A 19,752-nucleotide genomic window follows, 5' to 3' on the forward strand; every position below is an offset into this window, starting at 1 on the left:
AGTCGGCTGAATCGCTAGCGTTGATCACCTTTATTTGGTTTGCAATTTGATTTGCAGGCTGATGTAGGTTTGATCTAAAGCGTGCCGAATATCTTCCAAGAATTTTTGAATATCCGCATGGTTTTGACCTGCGCGGCAGAGTATTTCCATTGCTTCCGCTTTGTGAGAGGCGCGGTTAGCGCCAAAATTGAGTAGCGAGCCTTTAATGCTATGCGCTTCTCTGGAGGCGACAGGGAAGTTTTCTTGTTCTACCGCTTTGCGGAGTCTTTCAAACTGAATGGGCGCTTCTTTAACGAAAATATTGGCCAACTCTAGAAGCAATTCTTCTTCGCCATCTAGGCGATCTAATGCGGCATCCCAATCGAGTTGGTAGTGTTCACTTTCAACCTCTTCTGCTGGTTCGTATTGGGCAAGTACTTGTTTTAAATCATCAATTCGGATTGGCTTAGAAAGGTAATCGTCCATGCCTGCTTCTAGGCAGCGTTCTTTATCACCCTGCATGGCATGGGCGGTCATCGCAATAATTGGGGTGTGGTGACCCGTGTTTAGTTCGGTTTGTCTAAATTGCTCTGTCACTTCAATGCCATCTAATTCTGGCATGAGCACATCCATAAAGACTAAATCGAAGGATTCTTCCTGTAACCGTGTTAAGGCGGTACGTCCATCTTCGGCAATAGAAATTTGGTGCCCTAGTTTTTCAAATAAGCGAATCGCTAATTGTTGATTAACCGGGTTATCTTCTGCCAGCAAAATCTTAAAGGCTTTTTTCTGTGGCGTATTGATTGGGGTTGCTGGCGCGCTATTCTCTTCCTCCGTCGCATTTTCTTGGTTCGGATGTAAGATGCCGTAAATGGTTTGGATTAATTCCATTCCTGTAACGGGCTTGACTAAATAGGCTGCAACGCCAATTTCTATCGCTTTTTGCTGATCCTCTTTTCTATCGGTAGACGTCAGCATAATGATGGGTGGGTGATGCGGGTTCCCCATGATATGGGCGGCGGTTTCAAAGCCATCCATTGTCGGCATCATGCCATCTAGCAAAATAGCAGAAGGGGCAGGTTGGGTATTTAGATAGGTAATTGCCGCTGGGCCATTATCAAACATAATGACTTTGGCGCCTGATAGCTGCAACATACCTTCCACAATCCGCCGATTGGTCGGGTTATCGTCAATCACTAAAATCGTGTGATGATGTAGTTGGAGTTTGATTGGGTCGTTACTTGCAAATGCATCTGCTAGGGTAAGCGGCAGGGTAATATCAAAAACTGTACCAATACCCGGTGTGCTTCTTAACTCCATCTTGCCTTGCATTAGCGTGACTAAGCGGCTGCTAATGGTAAGCCCTAACCCAGTTCCACCATATTTTCGGGTGGTTGAGGTGTCTTCTTGGGTAAATGCCTCAAAAATATGTGCTTGTTTTTCCGGGGAGATACCAATCCCTGTATCTTCAATATTAAAGGTCAGTAGGCACTCTTGTTTGCCTTGCTGGATGACCTTCACCCCAAGTAGCACTTCGCCTTCATGGGTAAATTTAATCGCATTGCCAACCAGGTTTAGCAGCACTTGGCGTAAACGGACTGGATCGCCTTTCACAAACCTAGGTACGCCTTCACCAATATCGCACAGGAGCTCTAGCCCTTTTTGATGCGCGTTTAGCGCAACGGTTTTTGCTAGTTCACTCATCAGTTTGTGCAAATCAAACGTGATGGTTTCAATATCGAGTTTACCGGCCTCAATTTTCGAGAAATCGAGAATATCGTTAATAATGGTGAGTAGGCTGTCGGCAGAGGTTTTTACCAGTGATAAATATTCTTTTTGTTCTGGATTGAGATCGGTATCTAGCACCAACTCGGTCATGCCCATGATGCCATTCATTGGTGTTCTAATTTCGTGGCTCATGTTGGCCAGAAATTCACTTTTTGCTCGGTTGGAGTTTTCCGCAGATTCTTTGGCACGAATCATCGCCTCTTCAGCGATTAATTGATCTGTAATATCGATCGCGAAATTGAGTAAAAACTCTGGGTGTCCTGGGGTGCTAACCAAAATACGGCTGAGTTGTACATGAACTGGTAGGGCTAAATGGTCTAGATAGCATTCGGAGATAATTAATTGGCCCGTTTGCCAAGCTCGGGTCTCATCTTTCGGATTTTTTGCCCATGCAAATTTATCGTTCTGATTGCTCCATTCATTGGCAAACCGATCAAACTGATTATTCCAATGAAAAATATTGCCTTCTTTATCTTGTAAGAAAATCGCGATGGGTAGGCGATTCATGATCAGACTAGTTAATGCTTGCTGCTGTTCTAAGGCAATTTGCGTTAAGTACCGATTTTGGGTGAGTTCTTCTAGCCTTGCAGTTAACACCGGAAGATCATTGATATTAATGTTTAATTGTTGATCGGTAGGTTCTTCTGGTGATAAATGATTGAGCGTATTGCGAATGTGCGTTAGTACTTCTTCTTGCTGAGTGGCTTTTGCTGTTAGCGAATCATTCGCCGCTAAGAGCTCTGCAGAGCTGACTTCCATGCTGTGGGTGCGTATCGCAATATCTCGATCATACTGAATGTAGCTTTGATCAATTGCTTGGCAGAAATTTTCTAAAGACTGTAACAGTGGTGCACAGGCCTGCGGGTCTGGCATGAGCTTACTCAGCGCAGCCACTAACTCTTCGGTTTCATTAATACCGAAGTTCCGTCTTAGTTGTCTGGATAATAGTGGATGGGTCATTGGAAAGGCTCAATCCCGTTATTCATGCAAAAAAGCGATTGTCGCTGTTTGATTATAAAAAAGACTGTGATCAGCTGTTTTTGCATCTAGTCTCATTGGAGAAATCTCACCAAACGCATGCATACCACAATAATAATGTGATTGCCCAAATGCGTTGGTCATTGCTTCTACTTCTTCTTCGGTTCTACCGCCCATCACTATTTTTCGGCCAATACAACTAATCATCAGCCCTAAGCAATCCGATGACGTGTTTGGCATCTCTTCCGCCATCTGATGGCAGGTATGCTCAATAGCGGTGACTAGTGCGTCTGTACTTGCACACATCATTTGTACATGAGAGTAACCCGCTACTGTCCCCGCCATAATAATGGCATCTTTTTCTTCATCCACATCCGACACAGACCGAATAATGCCGACCTCTTCGTGTTGATCATTTAATAAAGATAAGGGAAAAAATAAGCCTGAAAAGGGAAGTTCTGCAGCATAGGTGCCTAAGTACCGCTTGTAAAGGCTTAAAGCACCTTCTCCATTCAATGTATATAAATACCGAGCATCCGCACTAGTGACTTTGCGGGCAGGTCCAAACCGGCTCCAACCGCCTGCTGCGCCATAGAGCACTTTTAAATCACCAGAAAACCCAACGGCTACCGCATTGGTTTGTGAAATTTGATTATTAAATAGTGTGAGGCCAATACGAGGGGCAACAACATCTCCAACCAATCCACCCATTAGCGTGGTATTTGGGAGGGCTGTCTGAACCCCAAAAACAAAGGCTTCTCCATTGGTGAGATGGTCTGGTGCGAGTAAAAATAGATGACTAGGTGGTTGTGCTTGAAAAGCTAATCCTAGCTGTTTGCCCGCTTCAAAAGAGTCTTGGTTTTCTAATGAAATGGTGTGAGAGGTAATTTGGCTTCGTTCAAATTTAATCGCCGTGAGAATGCCATGATTCTCTGTGCAACCCTCTTTATAAATTTCTCCAACAGAAGAGCCTCCAACAATGGTGGTGTGGCGAGAAAAACGATTGATGTAATCTAAAAATGAAGGATCTTGTAAGATGGTTCGGTTAGCAAAAACCAATAATAAATCTGGAGAAAAGGCATAAAGCGGAGACCACAACGACGCATCTTGCAGTGTGGATGGCGTGATCAGCACTTGCTGAACCTGCATATGGCCTCCTTGGATATTTACTCGTGTTCAGAGTCATCCTGGAATTCGTTACGAATTGCTAACACATCTTCCCAATGCGCTAAAAAGACATCAACGCATTTAGGATCGAAATGTGAGCCACTGTTTTTGACAAGAAACTCTTTTGCCTCGTCTAATGGCCAAGCTTTCTTGTAGGGACGTTCACTAGTTAGCGCATCAAAGACATCAGCAACCGCTACAATTCGGCCAACCAACGGAATGTCTTCTCCTTTTAAGCCTTGTGGGTAGCCACCACCATCGTATTTTTCATGGTGGCTACGCGCAATTTCTGCCCCTACTTGCATGAGTGGGGCGCTACTTTGCACCAGAATTTGATATCCGATGTCTGCATGTTGCTTCATGATCACCATTTCTTCATCGGTTAAACGACCCGGTTTTAAAAGGATGTGATCAGGCGTCGCTACTTTACCAATATCGTGCATTGGTGCTGCGCGTAAGATTAAATCTTGCTCAGATTCAGTTAGCCCTAAATGCTTGGCAATCATCTGAGAGTAGTGCGCCATCCTTTGGATATGCGCGCCGGTTTCCGGGTCACGATATTCTGATGCTTTACACAGTAGCAAAATAGCTTCTTGTTCTCTTTCCAAGATCGCTGCCGTCGCTTTTTTGACTTCGTCTTCTAACCAGCTGGTTTGGTTAAGCAACGAGATATTGGCGCGATGTAGTTGCAGCATGTTCTTGGTACGCGCCAAGAATTCAATTTTATCAATTGGCTTGGTGAGAAAATCTGTCGCGCCAGACTCTAGTGCAGTGTGGCGAATCTCTACATCGTGGCTAGCGGTCACCATTAAAATGGGCGGGCAGCTCAGATCGCCTTCTTTACTCTCTAGAAAGTCTGCCATGAATTCCAGACCATTAATGTCTGGCATCATGTAATCAAGAATGAGTAAATCAAAAGGGTTCGCTTTGCACCAGTGAAGTGCTTCTTTTGCATCTTGGAAGGTGATGGCTTCTACGCCATCTAGTTTTTTCACTAGATGAGACATCAAGACCAAGTTGATATTTGTATCGTCAACGATGACAACCTGCATGTTTACCTCGGTTCGGCTGATCCGTATTGCGTTTGTCTGTGCAAAAAATTTGCAACCATTCTGCCACGGATGCTGGCTAACACTTATTAAATTTTTATCGAAGTTGAGTGAACTATAGCAAATATCGTCAGCTTATCAACCGAATGGTCGGAAGAGTTTATATCCTTTGTCTTTTCAGTGAAAAAGTGGCGGCTTTTGTTGCTTTGCCATTGGATCATCAAGGTGGATCAACAAAAATGAATATTTGCTGAATCATTCCTTTATTTATGCTTTGTGCATTTATTTGATTGTTGTATGATGAGATTGTCTGTGCAATATAATGCCTAACATAGAAAAGAGGTTTCCATGTCTGAACTACATTTATTAGTCATGATTGAAGTGCAACCCGGAAAACGTAATGAGCAAATTGCCGCATTTGAGTCTCTCAGACCCCATGTATTAGCGGAAAGTGGGTGCTTGCATTACGAACTAATGGCAGACCAATCGAATGAGAATGCGTTTGTAATTATGGAAAAATGGGAAAATCAGGCGGCGTTAGATGCCCATGATCAAATGCCCCATATGTTGGCTGCAGATGCGGCCAATAAAGCGTTTAGGGCAAAACCTGCTTCTGTTATTAAATTGCGTACTGCCTAATTGCTAATCAATTTGCTTGCCATGCATCTTCATTGCATGCTTTAATCGCAGCCACATGAAACAGGGGTGCTCCACTTTGGTGGGGCTGAGATGTTACCCTTTGCACCCGATCTGGATAATACCAGCGTGGGAAGTTTTCGAAGCCGCCTTGGCAACTAGCAAACAAGTTTTTACTGCTGCTGTTGCTTTCAAATCCTGAATCTCAGGTCTTGGTTGCTCCCTGTTTCCGTTCACACTAACAGGAGAGCAATATGAATGATTTTTCCAAAACCAGCATCGAACACCTAATTCGCCCTACGCCACTTCCTGCGTCTGAAAAAAAATACCTTAGCGGAAGCCGCCCTGATATTCGTGTTCCTTATCGCGAAATTACCCAAACCGAAACACGCATTGGCGAACGCAAAGAAGCAAACCCACCGATCCCTGTTTACGATTGTTCTGGCCCGTATACCGACTTAAACATGGCGGTGGATTTGGCTGAAGGCTTGCCAGCGCTACGTGCGAAATGGATCGATGAACGTAACGATACCGAATTACTCTCTGGCCCAACCTCTGAATTTGGCCAAGCCAGACAAGCTGACCCAGCAACCGCCCATCTACGTTTTTCTCATATTCGTGAGCCACGTCGGGCGCAGTCTGGCAAAAACGTGTCTCAAATGCACTATGCAAGACAAGGCATTATTACTCCTGAAATGGAATTCGTTGCGATTCGCGAATCGCTAAAACTAGCCGAGTTGCGTGCGGATCCTCGTTATGAAGGTTTGCTACGTCAGCACGCTGGCCAACCATTGGGCGCGAATATTCCAGATGACATTACTGCTGAATTTGTCCGTCAGGAAATTGCCGCTGGCCGCGCGATTATTCCTGCCAACATTAACCACCCAGAATTAGAGCCGATGATTATTGGCCGTAATTTCCGCGTGAAAATTAATGGTAACTTGGGTAACTCTGCAGTGACTTCTTCTTTGGCTGAAGAAGTAGACAAAATGGTGTGGGGTATCCGTTGGGGTGCCGACACAATCATGGATTTATCGACTGGTAAGCATATCCATGAAACGCGCGAGTGGATTTTGCGTAACTCGCCAGTACCGATTGGCACCGTACCCATTTACCAAGCATTAGAAAAAGTGGGCGGTAAAGCGGAAGAACTATCTTGGGAATTGGTGCGCGATACCTTGATCGAGCAAGCAGAGCAGGGCGTGGATTACTTCACCCTTCATGCGGGTGTTCGTTTGGCATACATCCCGATGACCGCTCGTCGCCTAACTGGCATTGTGTCTCGCGGTGGTTCAATCATGGCGAAATGGTGTTTGGCGCATCATAAAGAAAACTTCTTGTATACGCACTTTGATGAAATCTGCGAAATCATGAAGGCTTACGATGTGTCGTTTAGCTTGGGCGATGGTTTACGCCCAGGTGCGGTGTATGACGCAAATGACGAAGCACAATTCTCTGAACTGCGTACTTTGGGCGAACTTACCCAAAAGGCGTGGGAACATGATGTACAGGTAATGATTGAAGGACCTGGCCACGTACCAATGCAGCGTATTCGTGAAAATATGGATGAAGAACTGAAGCATTGCTTTGAAGCACCGTTCTACACACTTGGCCCATTGGTAACCGATATCGCCCCAGGTTACGACCATATCACGAGTGGTATTGGTGCCGCTCAAATTGGTTGGTACGGTACATCAATGCTGTGTTACGTGACACCAAAAGAACACTTAGGCTTGCCAGATAAAGAAGATGTGCGCGTCGGGATTGTGACGTACAAAGTAGCTGCACATGCGGCTGACTTGGCAAAAGGTTGGCCAGGTGCGCAAATGCGAGATAACGCGCTATCTAAGGCTCGCTTTGAATTCCGTTGGGAAGACCAGTTTAACCTAAGCCTAGACCCAGAGCGCGCGCGTGAATATCACGATGCTACCTTGCCGCAAGAAGGTGCGAAAACCGCGCATTTCTGTTCTATGTGTGGACCAAAGTTTTGCTCGATGAAAATTACCCAAGATATTCGTGAAGCAACAGCGGCAGGGCAATTTGAAGGGATGCAACAAAAGAGTATTGAATTCCGTCAGAAGGGTGGCGAAGTGTATCTGACAGGAGATGCATCTTGAAAATTGCGGTCGTCGGTGGTGGCCTCTTAGGGAGGCTAACTGCTTGGCAATTAGCATTAGAAGGCAAACACGTCGCGTTGTATGACGCGGCGGGGCCAAAAGCAGAAGCGGCTGCTGCGTATGTAGCAGCCGGCATGATTACCCCAATGGCAGAAGCGGCAGTGGCAGACAATGCCATTGTCGCAATGGGGTTTCAAAGTCTGAAACGTTGGCCACAGTTCTTGGCTAAGCTAAGCGATCCGGTTTTTTTTCGACATCACGGTACTTTAGTGGTATGGCACCGACAAGAGGCGGCAGAAGCAAGACAATTTGCCGCCATGATTCATCAACACTCGTTGACGGGATCACTGCCGGGCGTTATCCAGCCGATTGATGCCAATGGTGTGGCAGATAAAGTACCTGTTTTAGCGGGCAAATTCCGTGAAGGCTACTTTTTGCCAGACGAAGGTCAGGTAGACAACCGTCAGGTCTTATCTGCGTTAGCCAATGCGGCGGAAATCGCGGGCGTTGTGTGCCACTGGTACACCCCAATATCGAAAGACAATTGGCCAATCGCTGATATGGTGATTGATTGCCGTGGGCTAGGGGCGAAAGATGCATGGAAGGGTTTGCGCGGTGTTCGTGGCGAGGTACTGAGGCTCTATGCGCCAGAGGTTGAATTATCTGCCATGGTGCGCTTGCTTCATCCACGCTATAGCCTTTATCTAGTTCCTAGAGAGAATGGCCGTCTTGTGATGGGGGCAACTAGTCTCGAGTCTGAAGATATGTCGCCAATGAGTGTGCGTTCTGCATTAGAGATGTTGTCTGCTGCGTACTCTATTCATCCGGGTTTAGCAGAAGCACGAATTGAAGAAATGAGTACGCAATGCCGACCAGCATTACCAGACAACCATCCTGCAATTGAATGTCATGAGCGCAATCAGCAAATCGTGATTCAAGCTAATGGTTTGTTCCGGCATGGATTCTTGCTTGCACCTGTGGTGTCAGATGAAGTGGTGGCTTTAGTAAATGAAACCTTAGATAAGGGGGCTGAGTTGGCGACGGCTAGCCGACAGCAAGCCACTGCTTGGCCAACCCTTTATGGTGCAGCATTAGAGAAGGTGGTGTGATGAAGCTGATGATTAATGGCGAGTGGCAAACCTTTGCGTCGGACCAAGCACTCGCTTCTATTTTGGACAGTATTGGCGCAAAGCCACCTTACGCAATTGCGGTGAACCAAACATTTGTGCCACGCAGTCAGTACCAAACCTTGACGATGAATGATGGCGACGCAATCGAAATTGTTCAGGCGATGGCAGGGGGGTGAAAATGAATACATTAGCAAAAGATGAATTTGTGGTTTACGGACAGGTGCTGAAAAGCCGAATGTTACTAGGCACAGCGAGATACCAGTCGCCGAAACAATTGGCAGATGCTGTCACCGCTGCACAACCGGGAATGTTAACGGTTTCTGTGCGTCGTCAGCAGCTTGCCGGAGGGGAAGAAGGGCAGCCTTTTTGGCAATTGATTCAAGCGATGGATATTCCTGTGTTGCCAAATACAGCGGGTTGTCATTCTGTACAAGAAGCCATTACTACCTCAGAAATGGCACGGGAGTTGTTTGAGACGAATCTGATTAAGCTAGAAGTGATTGGTGACGATGAAACGCTACAACCTGACCCATACGGACTAGTGGAAGCAGCAGAATATCTAGTCAAACAAGGCTTCCATGTATTACCTTATTGCACAGATGATCTTGTGTTGTGCCGTCGTCTATTGGATGTCGGCTGTGAAGTCTTAATGCCTTGGGCTGCACCGATTGGCACAGGACAAGGGCCGAGAAACCCTGAGGCGTTGCAAACTTTAAGAGAGCGCTTTACAGATGTTCCCCTAATTGTGGATGCAGGCTTAGGATTGCCTTCGCATGCGACCCAAGTCATGGAATGGGGTTTTGATGGCGTGCTACTTAATACGGCAGTGGCAAGAGCGGTAGACCCGGTGAAAATGGCTGGCGCATTTGCTGCCGCAACGCAAGCCGGGCGAGATGCTTGGATGGCGGGCCCTATGCCGGTACAAAGGGCTGCTGCACCGAGTACGCCTGTGCTTGGCACTCCGTTTTGGCATCAGCAGTCTTTAGAAGAGGTCCGTGCATGGCCGTAATGTTTGAAGATAAGTCGATCTCTCAAGAGGCATGGGCGATAGCTAGCCATTTAGCGCCTCTGCCAGCTTTGTGCTCGACGAATTGGTCTTTTTATTTTGAAAAACCGACCTTAGTAGAAACAAATACCAAAGCGGTTTGGTGGGTGACCGACAAAAATGTCGATTACAGCCGATGGTGTCTAGAGGGAGGTTCTGCAGTTTGCCAACAGTTGCTTGAAGATGGCTTACAAGTTTGTTGTTACCATCAGGGGCAACGCTACCAATTAAAGACTACACGTTTTAAAAAATTACTGTCACCTGAGAAAGTCGCTGCCTTTCTATTGCATGACTATGATCTGCACGATGCGGTTGCCCTAGCAATGGCCTCTTGTGGTGAAACTTGGCCAGATGAGTTAGCAAAATTCCCAAGTCTACAGGGGGTAACCACCAGTGAAAAACCGTTTGCGACTTGTCCTAACGCGTTAGGTTTATACCCTGTTGTCCCTAGTAGCGACTGGATTGCAAAGCTATTAGCATTAGGGGTTAGAACATTGCAATTGCGGTGTAAGCATCCTGATCCTGGCGTTGTCCGTGAAGAAGTGACAAAAGCGGTCCAACTCGCCAAAGCATACGATGCACCGAATGACCCGGTCAGACTATTTATTAATGATCACTGGCAGCTGGCGATTGAACTCGGGGCTTACGGTGTGCACCTTGGCCAAGAGGATTTACAAACTGCGATCCTTGAAATCATTCAAGAAGCCGGCTTGCGGCTTGGTGTCTCTACGCATGGCTATGTAGAAATGCTGAGAGCACATGCACTCAAACCAAGCTATATCGCCATGGGGGCAATTTATGCCACGCCAACAAAATCAATGCCGACACTACCACAAGGGGTAATCAAGTTGGGGCAGTATGTCAAACTAATGGAGTCGCATTATCCATTAGTGGCGATTGGCGGGATTTCTCTGGTGGAAATGCCATTGGTTAAGCAAAGTGGAGTGAAAAGCATCGCAGTTGTCCGTGCAGTCACCGAGGCAGAAGATTTGACGCAGGCGGTGAAACAATTGCAGCAAGTGGTCGAGGGATGATTCAAGCAGAATTTCCTAGAGTATTAACGATTGCCGGCTCTGATCCTAGTGGTGGAGCAGGCATTCAAGCAGATTTACGCACCATTGCTTTACTTGGTGCCTATGGAATGGCGATTCCCACCGCGCTGACGGTTCAAAATTCCTTAGGCGTTCATGCGGTACATCTCTTGCCTGTCGATCTCTTGCAGGCGCAACTCGCCTTGTTAATGGAAGATGCGCCACCGCATACAATTAAACTAGGCATGCTAGGTAATACAGAGGTGGTGAATCTGCTCCTCGACAGCTTTCAAGCATGGGCATCTAATAATGTGCTATGCAAGATTGTCTGTGATCCAGTGCTGGTTTCTAGTAGTGGTAAACGCTTATTGTCTGAAGATGCGCTTGATTCATTAATCGCCTGTTTCCCGTATTTCGAATTATTAACCCCTAACGCCATAGAAGCGAGCGTATTAACCGGTATCGAGATTACTCAACCAGAAGACATGCTGAAGGCGGCAAAGGCGTTGATCGAGATGGGGTTAGCGCATGTGCTAATTAAAGGGGCGCATGTAGAAGGCGAAGAAGTTGTCGATTTGCTGCTTTCTCGTACAGACATCCAATCGCCGATTTGGCTGCGAGCAAATCGGGTGGAAACTAGAAATGATCATGGCACTGGCTGTACCTTGTCTTCCGCGATAGCCACCTATTTGGCAAAAGGGGAATCGATGGTTGACTCTGTCACGCGGGCGAAACAATACGTGACAGAATCGTTACTAGCGTCCCAAACCATCTGGAATGGTCATGGCCATGGCGGGTTTATGCGGCGATAAAAAACTGAATACATGCAACAAAAACAAAGCCCCAATGGAGCGATCTATTGGGGCTTTGTTTTGTAAGAGACTACACTCGGCTTATAGCGACTTCTTAAAGTGGTCTAGCAGATCATTTAGTGATTCAGAGGTTTTTTCTAAATCGAGCGCCGCTTGGTTAATTTGGCTACTAGTTGCAATATGGTTATCCGATAGGTTGTTGATGCTTACCATGCTGGTTGTAATTTCATTTGACGTACTAGACTGATGAGCGAGCATACTTGCAATATCTTTCGCTTTGTCATTCACCAGATCACTTGCCTCTTGAATCTTTGCCAGGTTCTCTTTGTTACCCTGAATTAATCCCGTACTGTGTTCTACTGCATTCACAACGTGATCAATGTGGGTAATGGTTTGCTGTACACCTTCTAAAATTCGCTGAATAGTCGCGGTAATTTCTACGGTGCTATTGGATGTTCTTTCCGCTAGTTTTCGCACTTCATCAGCAACTACCGCAAACCCTCTGCCTTGCTCACCTGCACGTGCCGCCTCAATCGCCGCATTTAACGCCAGCAAGTTTGTTTGGTCGGCAATTTCTCTAATTGTGGTGGTCAGTGTTCTAATTTGGTCTGCTGCTTGTTGCAATCCATCCATTTGTTGATGCGTTGCATTTACTACATTTAATACATCAGAAACCGATGCAATTGACGCGTCGACATGGGTTCTACCTTGCTCAACAATTGCTTTGGTTTTTTCTGCTTCTGTCGCACTCGATTGGGTCGCATGTGAAATTTCAGAAATAGATGTACTTAGTTCTTCTAAAGATGCTGCAATCTGGTTAATACCAGAAATGGTGTCTTCGGTTTCTACATCCATCTTTGCTGCTTGTTTCGTTAATGCTTCTGCATCATCATGCACACGGTTTGCCGCCTGCAGTACATCGCAGAAGGTCGCGCGCAGGTTAATTCGCATTGTCTGCAAAGAAGTGAGCATACGGGCGATTTCTCTAAACCCCGTAATCTCGATATTTTCTTTCAGATTGCTTTCCGAGATTTTCTGAATCGCCGCTTCCGCTTGTTTAATCGGGTGGGTAATTAGCTTATGCATCACTACTGCCGTAATGACGGTGAGTAAGGCGCCAACTCCCACCACTGCATCACGCCAGCCATCTTGTAAAGGCAGCAGCAGTAAGCCCATGGTGAGTAAACTCACAAAGACCGACGCAAATAAATAGGCGGCAATCGGTAAGCCGTGATGAACCTGTGTTTTTGGAATACTGGCTTGCCCTGCATTGGCGGCTTGGTAGAGTTTTTCCGCACCGTCAACATCCGCACGATTTGGCGTATTTCTGACCGAGACATAACCAACCGTTTGACCGTTTTCTTTAATTGGGCTGGCGTAAGCTTCTACCCAATAAAAATCACCATTTTTAGCTCGGTTTTTAACCAAGCCTTTCCATGGGCTGTCTTGTTTTAAGGTATCCCAAAGATCCTGAAATGCTGCAGGTGGCATATCTGGATGTCGCACAATATTATGAGGCTCCCGAATCAACTCCTCTTTTGAATAACCGCTAATATCCAAAAAGGCCTGATTAACGTAAGTGATTCGCCCTTTTAAATCCGTTTTGGTCACAATCGGCTGGCTTGGATGAACAAACCGCTCCGTTGTGGTGACTGGCAGGTTTTTTTTCATGTGGACTTCCGTATTATTATCTTGTTGTTGTCTTTACAAAGTTTAACCAAACTCTTTTCCCTTGAGTAGCGTTTGGCAGTGAATAATCTTTGCAAGAATTGACAGATACTACCTGTATTAGAAAGAAATTGGATGAATATTTCTTGGCCACTTTTATTTGATTGGTTAACTGAGCAAGATACTGCAGATCAGCAATTAGCCGATCAGCTTTCGCTGACGCCTTGGTTTGTTCAGAACCAATTAATGGGTTGGATTAGTCAGCAACAATTAGCAAAATGGCCCGCTTTAAATGAATGGTGGAAAACCGATGAAGTAGGGCGTCTTGTTTTTCAAAAAGAGTGGAATCAAACCACTTTATTGGCTTTTGAAAAAACAATTTTCCCATTGCACAAATTGGGTGCGTTTATCGAATGGCGAAATGAGCGATTTGCCGTATTACCGCCAGACATAAAAAGAGAAGGCGCTTTAACTGCAGAGCTTCAGTTAGAACGTGGTTTATTTCGATCGCTTGGATTAACCAGTAGAGCTGTTCATCTAAATGCGTGGGTAAAAAAGGGTGAGAAAGTCTATTTGTGGGTGGCGAAACGCAGCGAACGCAAGCAAGTAGACCCTGGCAAATTAGACAATACGATGGCAGGAGGTGTCGCAGGAAATGAATCTATCTCGGAAGCCATCCTTCGTGAAGCGTGGGAAGAGGCAGGGTTAACGCTACCCACTAGTCTCCCTTTATGTCATGAATGCCTTGCGCTGCGTGTGTTGCCAGAAGGGTTACACCGCGAATGGTTGTGGATTCAAGATGTCGAGGTAGATGCCAATTGGCAACCAGAGAATCAAGATGGGGAAGTGAGCGATTTTCAGTGCTTGCCACTCTCTGATGTAATCGAAAAGATTCAAAATGGTGCATTTACAAGGGATGCAGCCTTAACGATTGTCTCTAGTTTGGTGCATCGCTTTGGTGCGTCAGAAAGTAAGACGGAATGGGTGAATTGGCTGGAAGCTAGGAAAATAGCGGGTTTGAGACGTTTTTGATAAAGCTGGCACGGCTATTGCTTAATACAGAACATCAGTTAACGTATCGCCAACTGGCGTTTGTAAAGTCGGTAATCGAAAAGGAGTCCAAACATGTCAGCTCAAACTACCCCTCTGACCCGTGAAGAACGTAACTTTCTGAAATCCCGCGTTCATGCCGTAGAAAAAGAATTAAAATTCTGGAATACACAGCCACTTAGCGCATTCACCCAGCGTCGTGTAGATGACTTGCAATCATTGTTGTCTCAATTGCGTGCCTCTTTCCCGCATGGTGCAGGTGCTAGCCGCGCAGCATAAGCTTTCTCTTAATGCGTATGCGTAGTACACACATGCATGTGCTTTAAACTGCTGTAAATGTAAAAAAGCCACCTAATCAATTGGTGGCTTTTTTGTTCAAACGAGAAAAGCGGTGCTTAGACGGCTGCTTTTGCTACTTGGCGCCATTCATGTAGCAATGGCTCTGTGTAACCGCTTGGCTGAGCGCACCCTTTAAAGATGAGATCAGAAGCCGCTTTAAACGCGATTGATTTCTCAAAGTTTGCAGACATTGGTTGGTAAGCAGGGTCATTCGCATTTTGCTCATCCACTACTTTTGCCATGCGTTTTAGCGTCTCGGTGACTAATTCTGTCTCTACAATACCGTGGCGCAACCAGTTAGCAATGTGCTGGCTAGAAATACGTAAGGTAGCGCGGTCTTCCATTAGGCCAACATTATGAATATCTGGCACTTTAGAACAACCAACACCTTGCTCAACCCAGCGAACCACATAGCCCAAGATACCTTGCGCATTATTGTCTAGTTCTTGCTGCTTCTCTTCTTTGCTCCAAATATCCTTTTCTACCACTGGAATCGTGAGCAAATCAGCCAAGTAATCGACTTTGGCTTGCTTCTCTAGCGAAGTCTGGATTTCTTGCACATTAATTTGGTGATAGTGCAGTGCATGCAATACCGCAGCAGTAGGAGATGGCACCCAAGCGGTGTTTGCACCTGCCTTTGGATGTACTACTTTTTGTTGAAGCATATCTGCCATTAGATCTGGCATGGCCCACATGCCTTTACCAATTTGTGCATAACCACGTAGTCCGCAATCTAGGCCGGTTTGTACGTTATTTAGCTCGTAAGAAGCAATCCACTTGGCTTTTTTCATATCGCCTTTGCGAACCATTGCACCTGCTTCCATCGAGGTGTGCATTTCATCGCCGGTACGGTCTAAGAAGCCGGTGTTAATAAACGCAACACGAGAAGCAGCCGCAGCAATACATGCTTTTAGGTTAACGCTGGTGCGGCGTTCCTCATCCATAATGCCCATTTTCATGGTATTACGCGGGAGGCCTAACAGATCTTCCACGCTCGCAAACACTTCGCTCGCAAAAGCGACTTCATCTGGGCCATGCATTTTTGGCTTTACGATATAAACCGAGCCGGTGCGAGAGTTACCTTTGCGTTGCATATCGTGTAATGCAATGAGCGTGGTAACCACTGCATCCATAATGCCTTCTGGCACTTCACTTCCATCTTCAAGCAAAATCGCTGGGTTAGTCATCAGGTGACCAACGTTACGGATAAATAATAGCGAACGGCCATGCAAGGTCACCTCACCACCGGCTGGCATTTGGAAGGTACGGTCGGCGTTTAAGCGGCGAGTAAAGGTCTTTCCACCTTTGGCGACTTCTTCTGTTAAGTCGCCTTTCATTAGCCCTAACCAATTACGGTAAACCACCACTTTGTCGTCGGCATCTACGGCTGCAACGGAATCTTCGCAATCCATAATGGTGCTAACAGCCGCTTCCATAATAATGTCTTTAACACCAGCCAAATCTTGTGCACCAATAATGTTTTGCTTATCAATTTGAATTTCAAAATGCAGTGCATTGTGAACAAATAACAAGCTAGTCGGCGCGTTAGCATCCCCTTGGAAGCCAACGAAGGCAGATGAAGAAAGTAAGTGAGTGGTTTTGCCGTTTTCTAGCGTGACAGCCAATTTGCCATCCACCACGGAATATGCTGTCGCCTCTGTATGAGAGCCAGCAGCCAGTGGAATGGTGCTATCTAAAAAGTCGCGGCCAAAACGGATTACTTTTGCGCCGCGTGCAGGGTTGTAATCTTTGCCTAATTCAGCGCCACCTTCGCTAGAAATAGCATCCGTGCCATAGAGCGCATCATATAGGCTGCCCCAGCGTGCATTCGCTGCATTGAGGGCGTAACGTGCATTCATCACCGGTACCACTAGCTGTGGGCCTGCTTGCATCGCGATTTCGCTATCTACATTCGGTGTATTTACTTTGACATCAGCAGGTACTGGTTTTAAGTAACCAATGCTAGTTAAGAATGCTTGGTAGGCCGCCATGTCTTGGATCGGGCCTGGATGTTGGCGGTGCCAATCATCAATCACGCTTTGTAAACGATCGCGCTCAGCTAATAGTGCTTTATTTTTTGGTGCAAGATTGTGGAATAGGGCATCCACACCCGCCCAAAATGCAGTGGCATTCACACCTGTTCCAGGTAAGGCTTCATTTTCAACAAACGAAACTAAGTTTTCAGCAATTTTCAAACGATGTTTGGTAATACGTTGCGTCATGTTGTGCTCGCTTTCCTGGAAGTGTCGAATCCGTCGCATCTCGTAAAGTAGGGTATTTAATTAGCTGACTTTACATATCTATTTTAGTTGCATTGCAGCAAGTCTATGCTCGTTTCTTGTCAAGCGGAAGTCAGATTTTGGTCAAATAATCTTTTACTTTTAGTATAAAATGAATCAACCGTTACCCAAGGGAAATACATGGATCCTTTTGTTCAAATTGCTTCATTTGTCGGGGTGGCAAGCAAAGGAAGTTTATCTGCTGTCGCAAGAGATGAAGGGGTGACGCCTTCCATTATTGGGCGAAGATTAGATGCCTTAGAAGCAAGATTAGGGATTAAATTATTAATCCGGACGACGCGAAAAACGACATTAACCAGAGAGGGGAGTGCGTTTTTAGAAGATTGCCAGCGGATTTTATTGGATTTATCCAATGCCGAAGCGGCAGTAACGCTCGGCGGAGTGAAGGCCAGAGGGCATTTGCGCGTCTCTGCCCCTGCAGGGTTTGGGCGTCGTTTTATCGCGCCGCTTGTTCATGCGTTTTCTAGTCAGCATGCAGAAGTCAGTATTTCCCTAGAGTTAACTGATCGACTTGTCGATTTGGTGAATGAAGGGATTGATTGTTCTATTCGCATAGGCGGTTTGCCTGATTCGAATTTGGTTAGCGTGAAACTCGCAGAAAATCGCCGTGTGGTGGTGGCGAGTCACGCTTACTTAGAAAGAGAAGGCGTGCCAGAAACCCCTGCGCAATTGGCACAGCATCAATGCTTATTATTATCTGGTAGTAGCCAACATCGTGGCTGGATGTTTCAACAAGAGGGCGATGTACAAACCGTTAAAGTAGGCGGGGTACTTGAATGTAATGATGGTGCCGTGCTGCATGAATGGGCGCTAGCTGGCTTGGGGCTGGCGTGGCGTAGTTGGTGGGAAGTTGGTAAAGATATTGAATCAGGCCGGCTACACACAGTATTAGATGCGTATGCTGCGCCGCCAACTGGGGTGTATATACTCTTCCCGCAACGGCAATTACCATTGCGGGTTAGGCTGTTTGTCGACTTCTTAAAAGCACATTTTGCTGGCGAGCAAGACTGGATGCAGCAGTAAGTTAAGGTGCCAGCCTTACTTTATTCCACGCTTGATCCGCCAACAAATAGACGACGCGATCATGTAAACGGCTGGGCCTTCCTTGCCAAAACTCGACGCGGTCTGGTGTTACACCATAACCACCCCAGTGCGGAGGGCGTGGGACATGGGTAAGGTATTTCAAACCAAACTCTGCCGCGCGCGTCACTAATACCGATTTAGAAGAAATCTCTGTACTTTGTTCAGAAGCCCAAGCACCGACGCGGCTTGCATAAGGCCGGCTGGCAAAGTATTGATCTGATGTTGCTTCCGCTAGCTTCTCGATTTTGCCCTCAATACGGACTTGGCGCTCTAATTCTGGCCAGAAAAAGGTAATCGACACAAATGGTAGGTGATCTATCTGCTGGCCTTTGCGGCTGCTGTAGTTGGTGTAAAACTGGAACTGGCCATTTTCTACGCCTTTTAGCAGCACAATGCGCGAAGATGGGCGGCCATCTGCACCAACCGTCGCGACATTCATCGCGGTTGGTTCAGGTACTTCTGCACTCATGGCTTCTTGCAGCCACTTTTCGAATTGAGAGATAGGATCGCTGGCGCAATCTTCTGGTGACAATTCTTGTCTGGAGTAATCTTTACGAATATCTGCTAACGCTAAGGACATAGGAAATCCTCAAAATAGGGGGAGATGAAGGCAAATATTGTCCTGCCTTCAATAGGTGTCTGCAAGTACTAATACGAAAACACTTGCTGGTTTAGTTTAATTATCTACCCAATCTGCCAACGAGTAAGGCGACAAAAATCAACACACAGCCAAATACCTGTGTGCCGTTCATTTTGTCGTGCAACCACCAGGCGGCCAGCAAGCTAGTCCATACCGGTTCTAAAGTCATAATCAGCGCTGCATGTTTTACTGGCGTCATGCCTTGCGCTTTAATCTGCAAGAAAAAGCGCAGACTAGTTGCCACTAAAATACTCGCCAACAACCAAAGTAAGGTTTCGTGACCAAAATGGGCAGGGTATGTTTCTGTGAATGAGCCACAAATTAAAGAAACCAAACCCGTCAGTGCTAACTGAATGCCTGTTAAGCAAGTTACCGGCATCCCTTTGGCGTAATGGGAGTTCAGATTAAACTGAATCGCAAAGCCAAACGCACTTGCTAAAAAGAGCGTATCCGAAAATGAAAGGCTAATGCCTCGAGAAAGCGATAGGCAACCAAGGCCAACGGCTGCAATTGCAGCCGCCACCCAGTTTAGGGTAGATAGCTTGGTTTTAAACATCATCATGCCTAGGATGGGGGCAATCACCATGCCTAGGCTAGTAATAAAGGCACCAACACCAACATGTGTGGCATGGTAAAGACCGACCATCCAGCACATCATGGCGAGAGACATAATCCCGCCAATCAGAAAGCTAAATTTCAGCTGTGTTTTGCTGAGCGTGGCAAATTGTTTCCAACCAAAACTGCCAACTACTATCCCTGCAATTAAAAACCGAACCCCTAAAAACAATAATGGGGGCATCACTTCCATGGTTTTTAAAGAAAAAATCCATCCCGCTGCGGCAATTAATGTCACTAAGATCATTAGTAAATCCGCTTCTATCGAATGCTTATGGCTCATGCTAAATCAGCTTATCAATGGGGGAGAGTTAATACATAAGGT

16 protein-coding genes, 1 pseudogene and 1 riboswitch are annotated in these 19,752 nt (G+C 46.2%); of the genes and pseudogenes, 10 read left to right on the plus strand and 7 right to left on the minus strand.

What is annotated here, in order from left to right; genetic code table 11:
* Nucleotides 1-30 precede the first annotated feature (30 nt).
* Genes LIN78_RS11805 through LIN78_RS11815 form a run of 3 tightly spaced genes read right to left on the minus strand, consistent with a single transcriptional unit; the run spans nucleotide 31 to nucleotide 4,964 of the window.
* On the minus strand, nucleotides 31-2,727 hold the full coding sequence (locus tag LIN78_RS11805; protein WP_227181041.1) for a hybrid sensor histidine kinase/response regulator: 2,697 nt from the start codon (nucleotides 2,725-2,727) through the stop codon (nucleotides 31-33).
* Between the two features lie 18 nt (nucleotides 2,728-2,745).
* Nucleotides 2,746-3,894, minus strand: a complete 1,149-nt coding sequence (locus tag LIN78_RS11810; protein WP_227181042.1) for an FIST signal transduction protein — start codon at nucleotides 3,892-3,894, stop codon at nucleotides 2,746-2,748.
* 17 nt (nucleotides 3,895-3,911) lie between these two features.
* Complete coding sequence (locus LIN78_RS11815; protein ID WP_227181043.1) at nucleotides 3,912-4,964, minus strand: HD-GYP domain-containing protein; 1,053 nt, start codon at nucleotides 4,962-4,964, stop codon at nucleotides 3,912-3,914.
* Nucleotides 4,965-5,309: 345 nt separating this feature from the next.
* On the opposite strand from LIN78_RS11815, the gene LIN78_RS11820 reads away from it, so the two are divergent.
* The 7 genes and pseudogenes from LIN78_RS11820 to thiD all read left to right on the plus strand — a co-directional run bounded on the left by LIN78_RS11820 (nucleotide 5,310) and on the right by thiD (nucleotide 11,732).
* Nucleotides 5,310-5,600: a putative quinol monooxygenase gene (locus LIN78_RS11820; protein WP_227181044.1), complete on the plus strand. Its 291-nt coding sequence runs from the start codon at nucleotides 5,310-5,312 to the stop codon at nucleotides 5,598-5,600.
* Between the two features lie 52 nt (nucleotides 5,601-5,652).
* Nucleotides 5,653-5,750, plus strand: a riboswitch (TPP riboswitch).
* 161 nt (nucleotides 5,751-5,911) lie between these two features.
* Nucleotides 5,912-7,714, plus strand: a pseudogene (gene thiC / locus LIN78_RS11825) (phosphomethylpyrimidine synthase ThiC); the annotation flags it as partial.
* Nucleotides 7,711-8,823 carry a glycine oxidase ThiO gene (thiO, locus tag LIN78_RS11830; RefSeq protein WP_227181046.1) on the plus strand — a complete coding sequence of 371 codons (1,113 nt, stop codon included), beginning with the start codon at nucleotides 7,711-7,713 and terminating at the stop codon, nucleotides 8,821-8,823. The pseudogene thiC and the gene thiO, both read left to right, overlap by 4 nt.
* Nucleotides 8,823-9,020 (plus strand): sulfur carrier protein ThiS, encoded by a 198-nt coding sequence (thiS, locus tag LIN78_RS11835; RefSeq protein WP_227181047.1) that lies wholly within the window; start codon nucleotides 8,823-8,825, stop codon nucleotides 9,018-9,020. Before thiO ends, thiS begins: the two co-directional genes overlap by 1 nt.
* A gap of 2 nt (nucleotides 9,021-9,022) precedes the next feature.
* Nucleotides 9,023-9,853: a thiazole synthase gene (locus LIN78_RS11840; RefSeq protein WP_227181048.1), complete on the plus strand. Its 831-nt coding sequence runs from the start codon at nucleotides 9,023-9,025 to the stop codon at nucleotides 9,851-9,853.
* On the plus strand, nucleotides 9,844-10,923 hold the full coding sequence (thiE, locus tag LIN78_RS11845; protein WP_373307755.1) for a thiamine phosphate synthase: 1,080 nt from the start codon (nucleotides 9,844-9,846) through the stop codon (nucleotides 10,921-10,923). Before LIN78_RS11840 ends, thiE begins: the two co-directional genes overlap by 10 nt.
* The gene (gene thiD / locus LIN78_RS11850) at nucleotides 10,920-11,732 is read left to right on the plus strand and encodes a bifunctional hydroxymethylpyrimidine kinase/phosphomethylpyrimidine kinase (RefSeq protein ID WP_227181049.1); all 813 of its coding nucleotides are present in this window, start codon (nucleotides 10,920-10,922) and stop codon (nucleotides 11,730-11,732) included. Before thiE ends, thiD begins: the two co-directional genes overlap by 4 nt.
* 81 nt (nucleotides 11,733-11,813) lie before the next feature.
* On the opposite strand, the gene LIN78_RS11855 is transcribed toward thiD, so the two are convergent.
* Nucleotides 11,814-13,403 carry a methyl-accepting chemotaxis protein gene (locus LIN78_RS11855; protein ID WP_227181050.1) on the minus strand — a complete coding sequence of 530 codons (1,590 nt, stop codon included), beginning with the start codon at nucleotides 13,401-13,403 and terminating at the stop codon, nucleotides 11,814-11,816.
* A gap of 132 nt (nucleotides 13,404-13,535) precedes the next feature.
* On the opposite strand from LIN78_RS11855, the gene LIN78_RS11860 reads away from it, so the two are divergent.
* Nucleotides 13,536-14,432 (plus strand): NUDIX hydrolase, encoded by an 897-nt coding sequence (locus LIN78_RS11860; protein ID WP_227181051.1) that lies wholly within the window; start codon nucleotides 13,536-13,538, stop codon nucleotides 14,430-14,432.
* Between the two features lie 93 nt (nucleotides 14,433-14,525).
* Nucleotides 14,526-14,729 carry a hypothetical protein gene (locus LIN78_RS11865; RefSeq protein WP_227181052.1) on the plus strand — a complete coding sequence of 68 codons (204 nt, stop codon included), beginning with the start codon at nucleotides 14,526-14,528 and terminating at the stop codon, nucleotides 14,727-14,729.
* A gap of 116 nt (nucleotides 14,730-14,845) precedes the next feature.
* On the opposite strand, the gene LIN78_RS11870 is transcribed toward LIN78_RS11865, so the two are convergent.
* Nucleotides 14,846-17,011 carry a malate synthase G gene (locus LIN78_RS11870; RefSeq protein ID WP_227181053.1) on the minus strand — a complete coding sequence of 722 codons (2,166 nt, stop codon included), beginning with the start codon at nucleotides 17,009-17,011 and terminating at the stop codon, nucleotides 14,846-14,848.
* 198 nt (nucleotides 17,012-17,209) lie between these two features.
* On the opposite strand from LIN78_RS11870, the gene LIN78_RS11875 reads away from it, so the two are divergent.
* The gene (locus LIN78_RS11875) at nucleotides 17,210-18,112 is read left to right on the plus strand and encodes a LysR family transcriptional regulator (protein WP_227181054.1); all 903 of its coding nucleotides are present in this window, start codon (nucleotides 17,210-17,212) and stop codon (nucleotides 18,110-18,112) included.
* 1 nt (nucleotide 18,113) lies between these two features.
* On the opposite strand, the gene pdxH is transcribed toward LIN78_RS11875, so the two are convergent.
* The gene (gene pdxH, locus LIN78_RS11880; protein WP_227181055.1) at nucleotides 18,114-18,752 is read right to left on the minus strand and encodes a pyridoxamine 5'-phosphate oxidase; all 639 of its coding nucleotides are present in this window, start codon (nucleotides 18,750-18,752) and stop codon (nucleotides 18,114-18,116) included.
* Between the two features lie 100 nt (nucleotides 18,753-18,852).
* Complete coding sequence (locus tag LIN78_RS11885) at nucleotides 18,853-19,710, minus strand: DMT family transporter (RefSeq protein ID WP_227181056.1); 858 nt, start codon at nucleotides 19,708-19,710, stop codon at nucleotides 18,853-18,855.
* Between the last annotated feature and the right edge of the window lie 42 nt (nucleotides 19,711-19,752).

Origin of the sequence: Leeia speluncae (assembly GCF_020564625.1) — a bacterium.
In the GTDB taxonomy this organism is placed as follows: Bacteria; Pseudomonadota; Gammaproteobacteria; order Burkholderiales; family Leeiaceae; genus Leeia; species Leeia speluncae.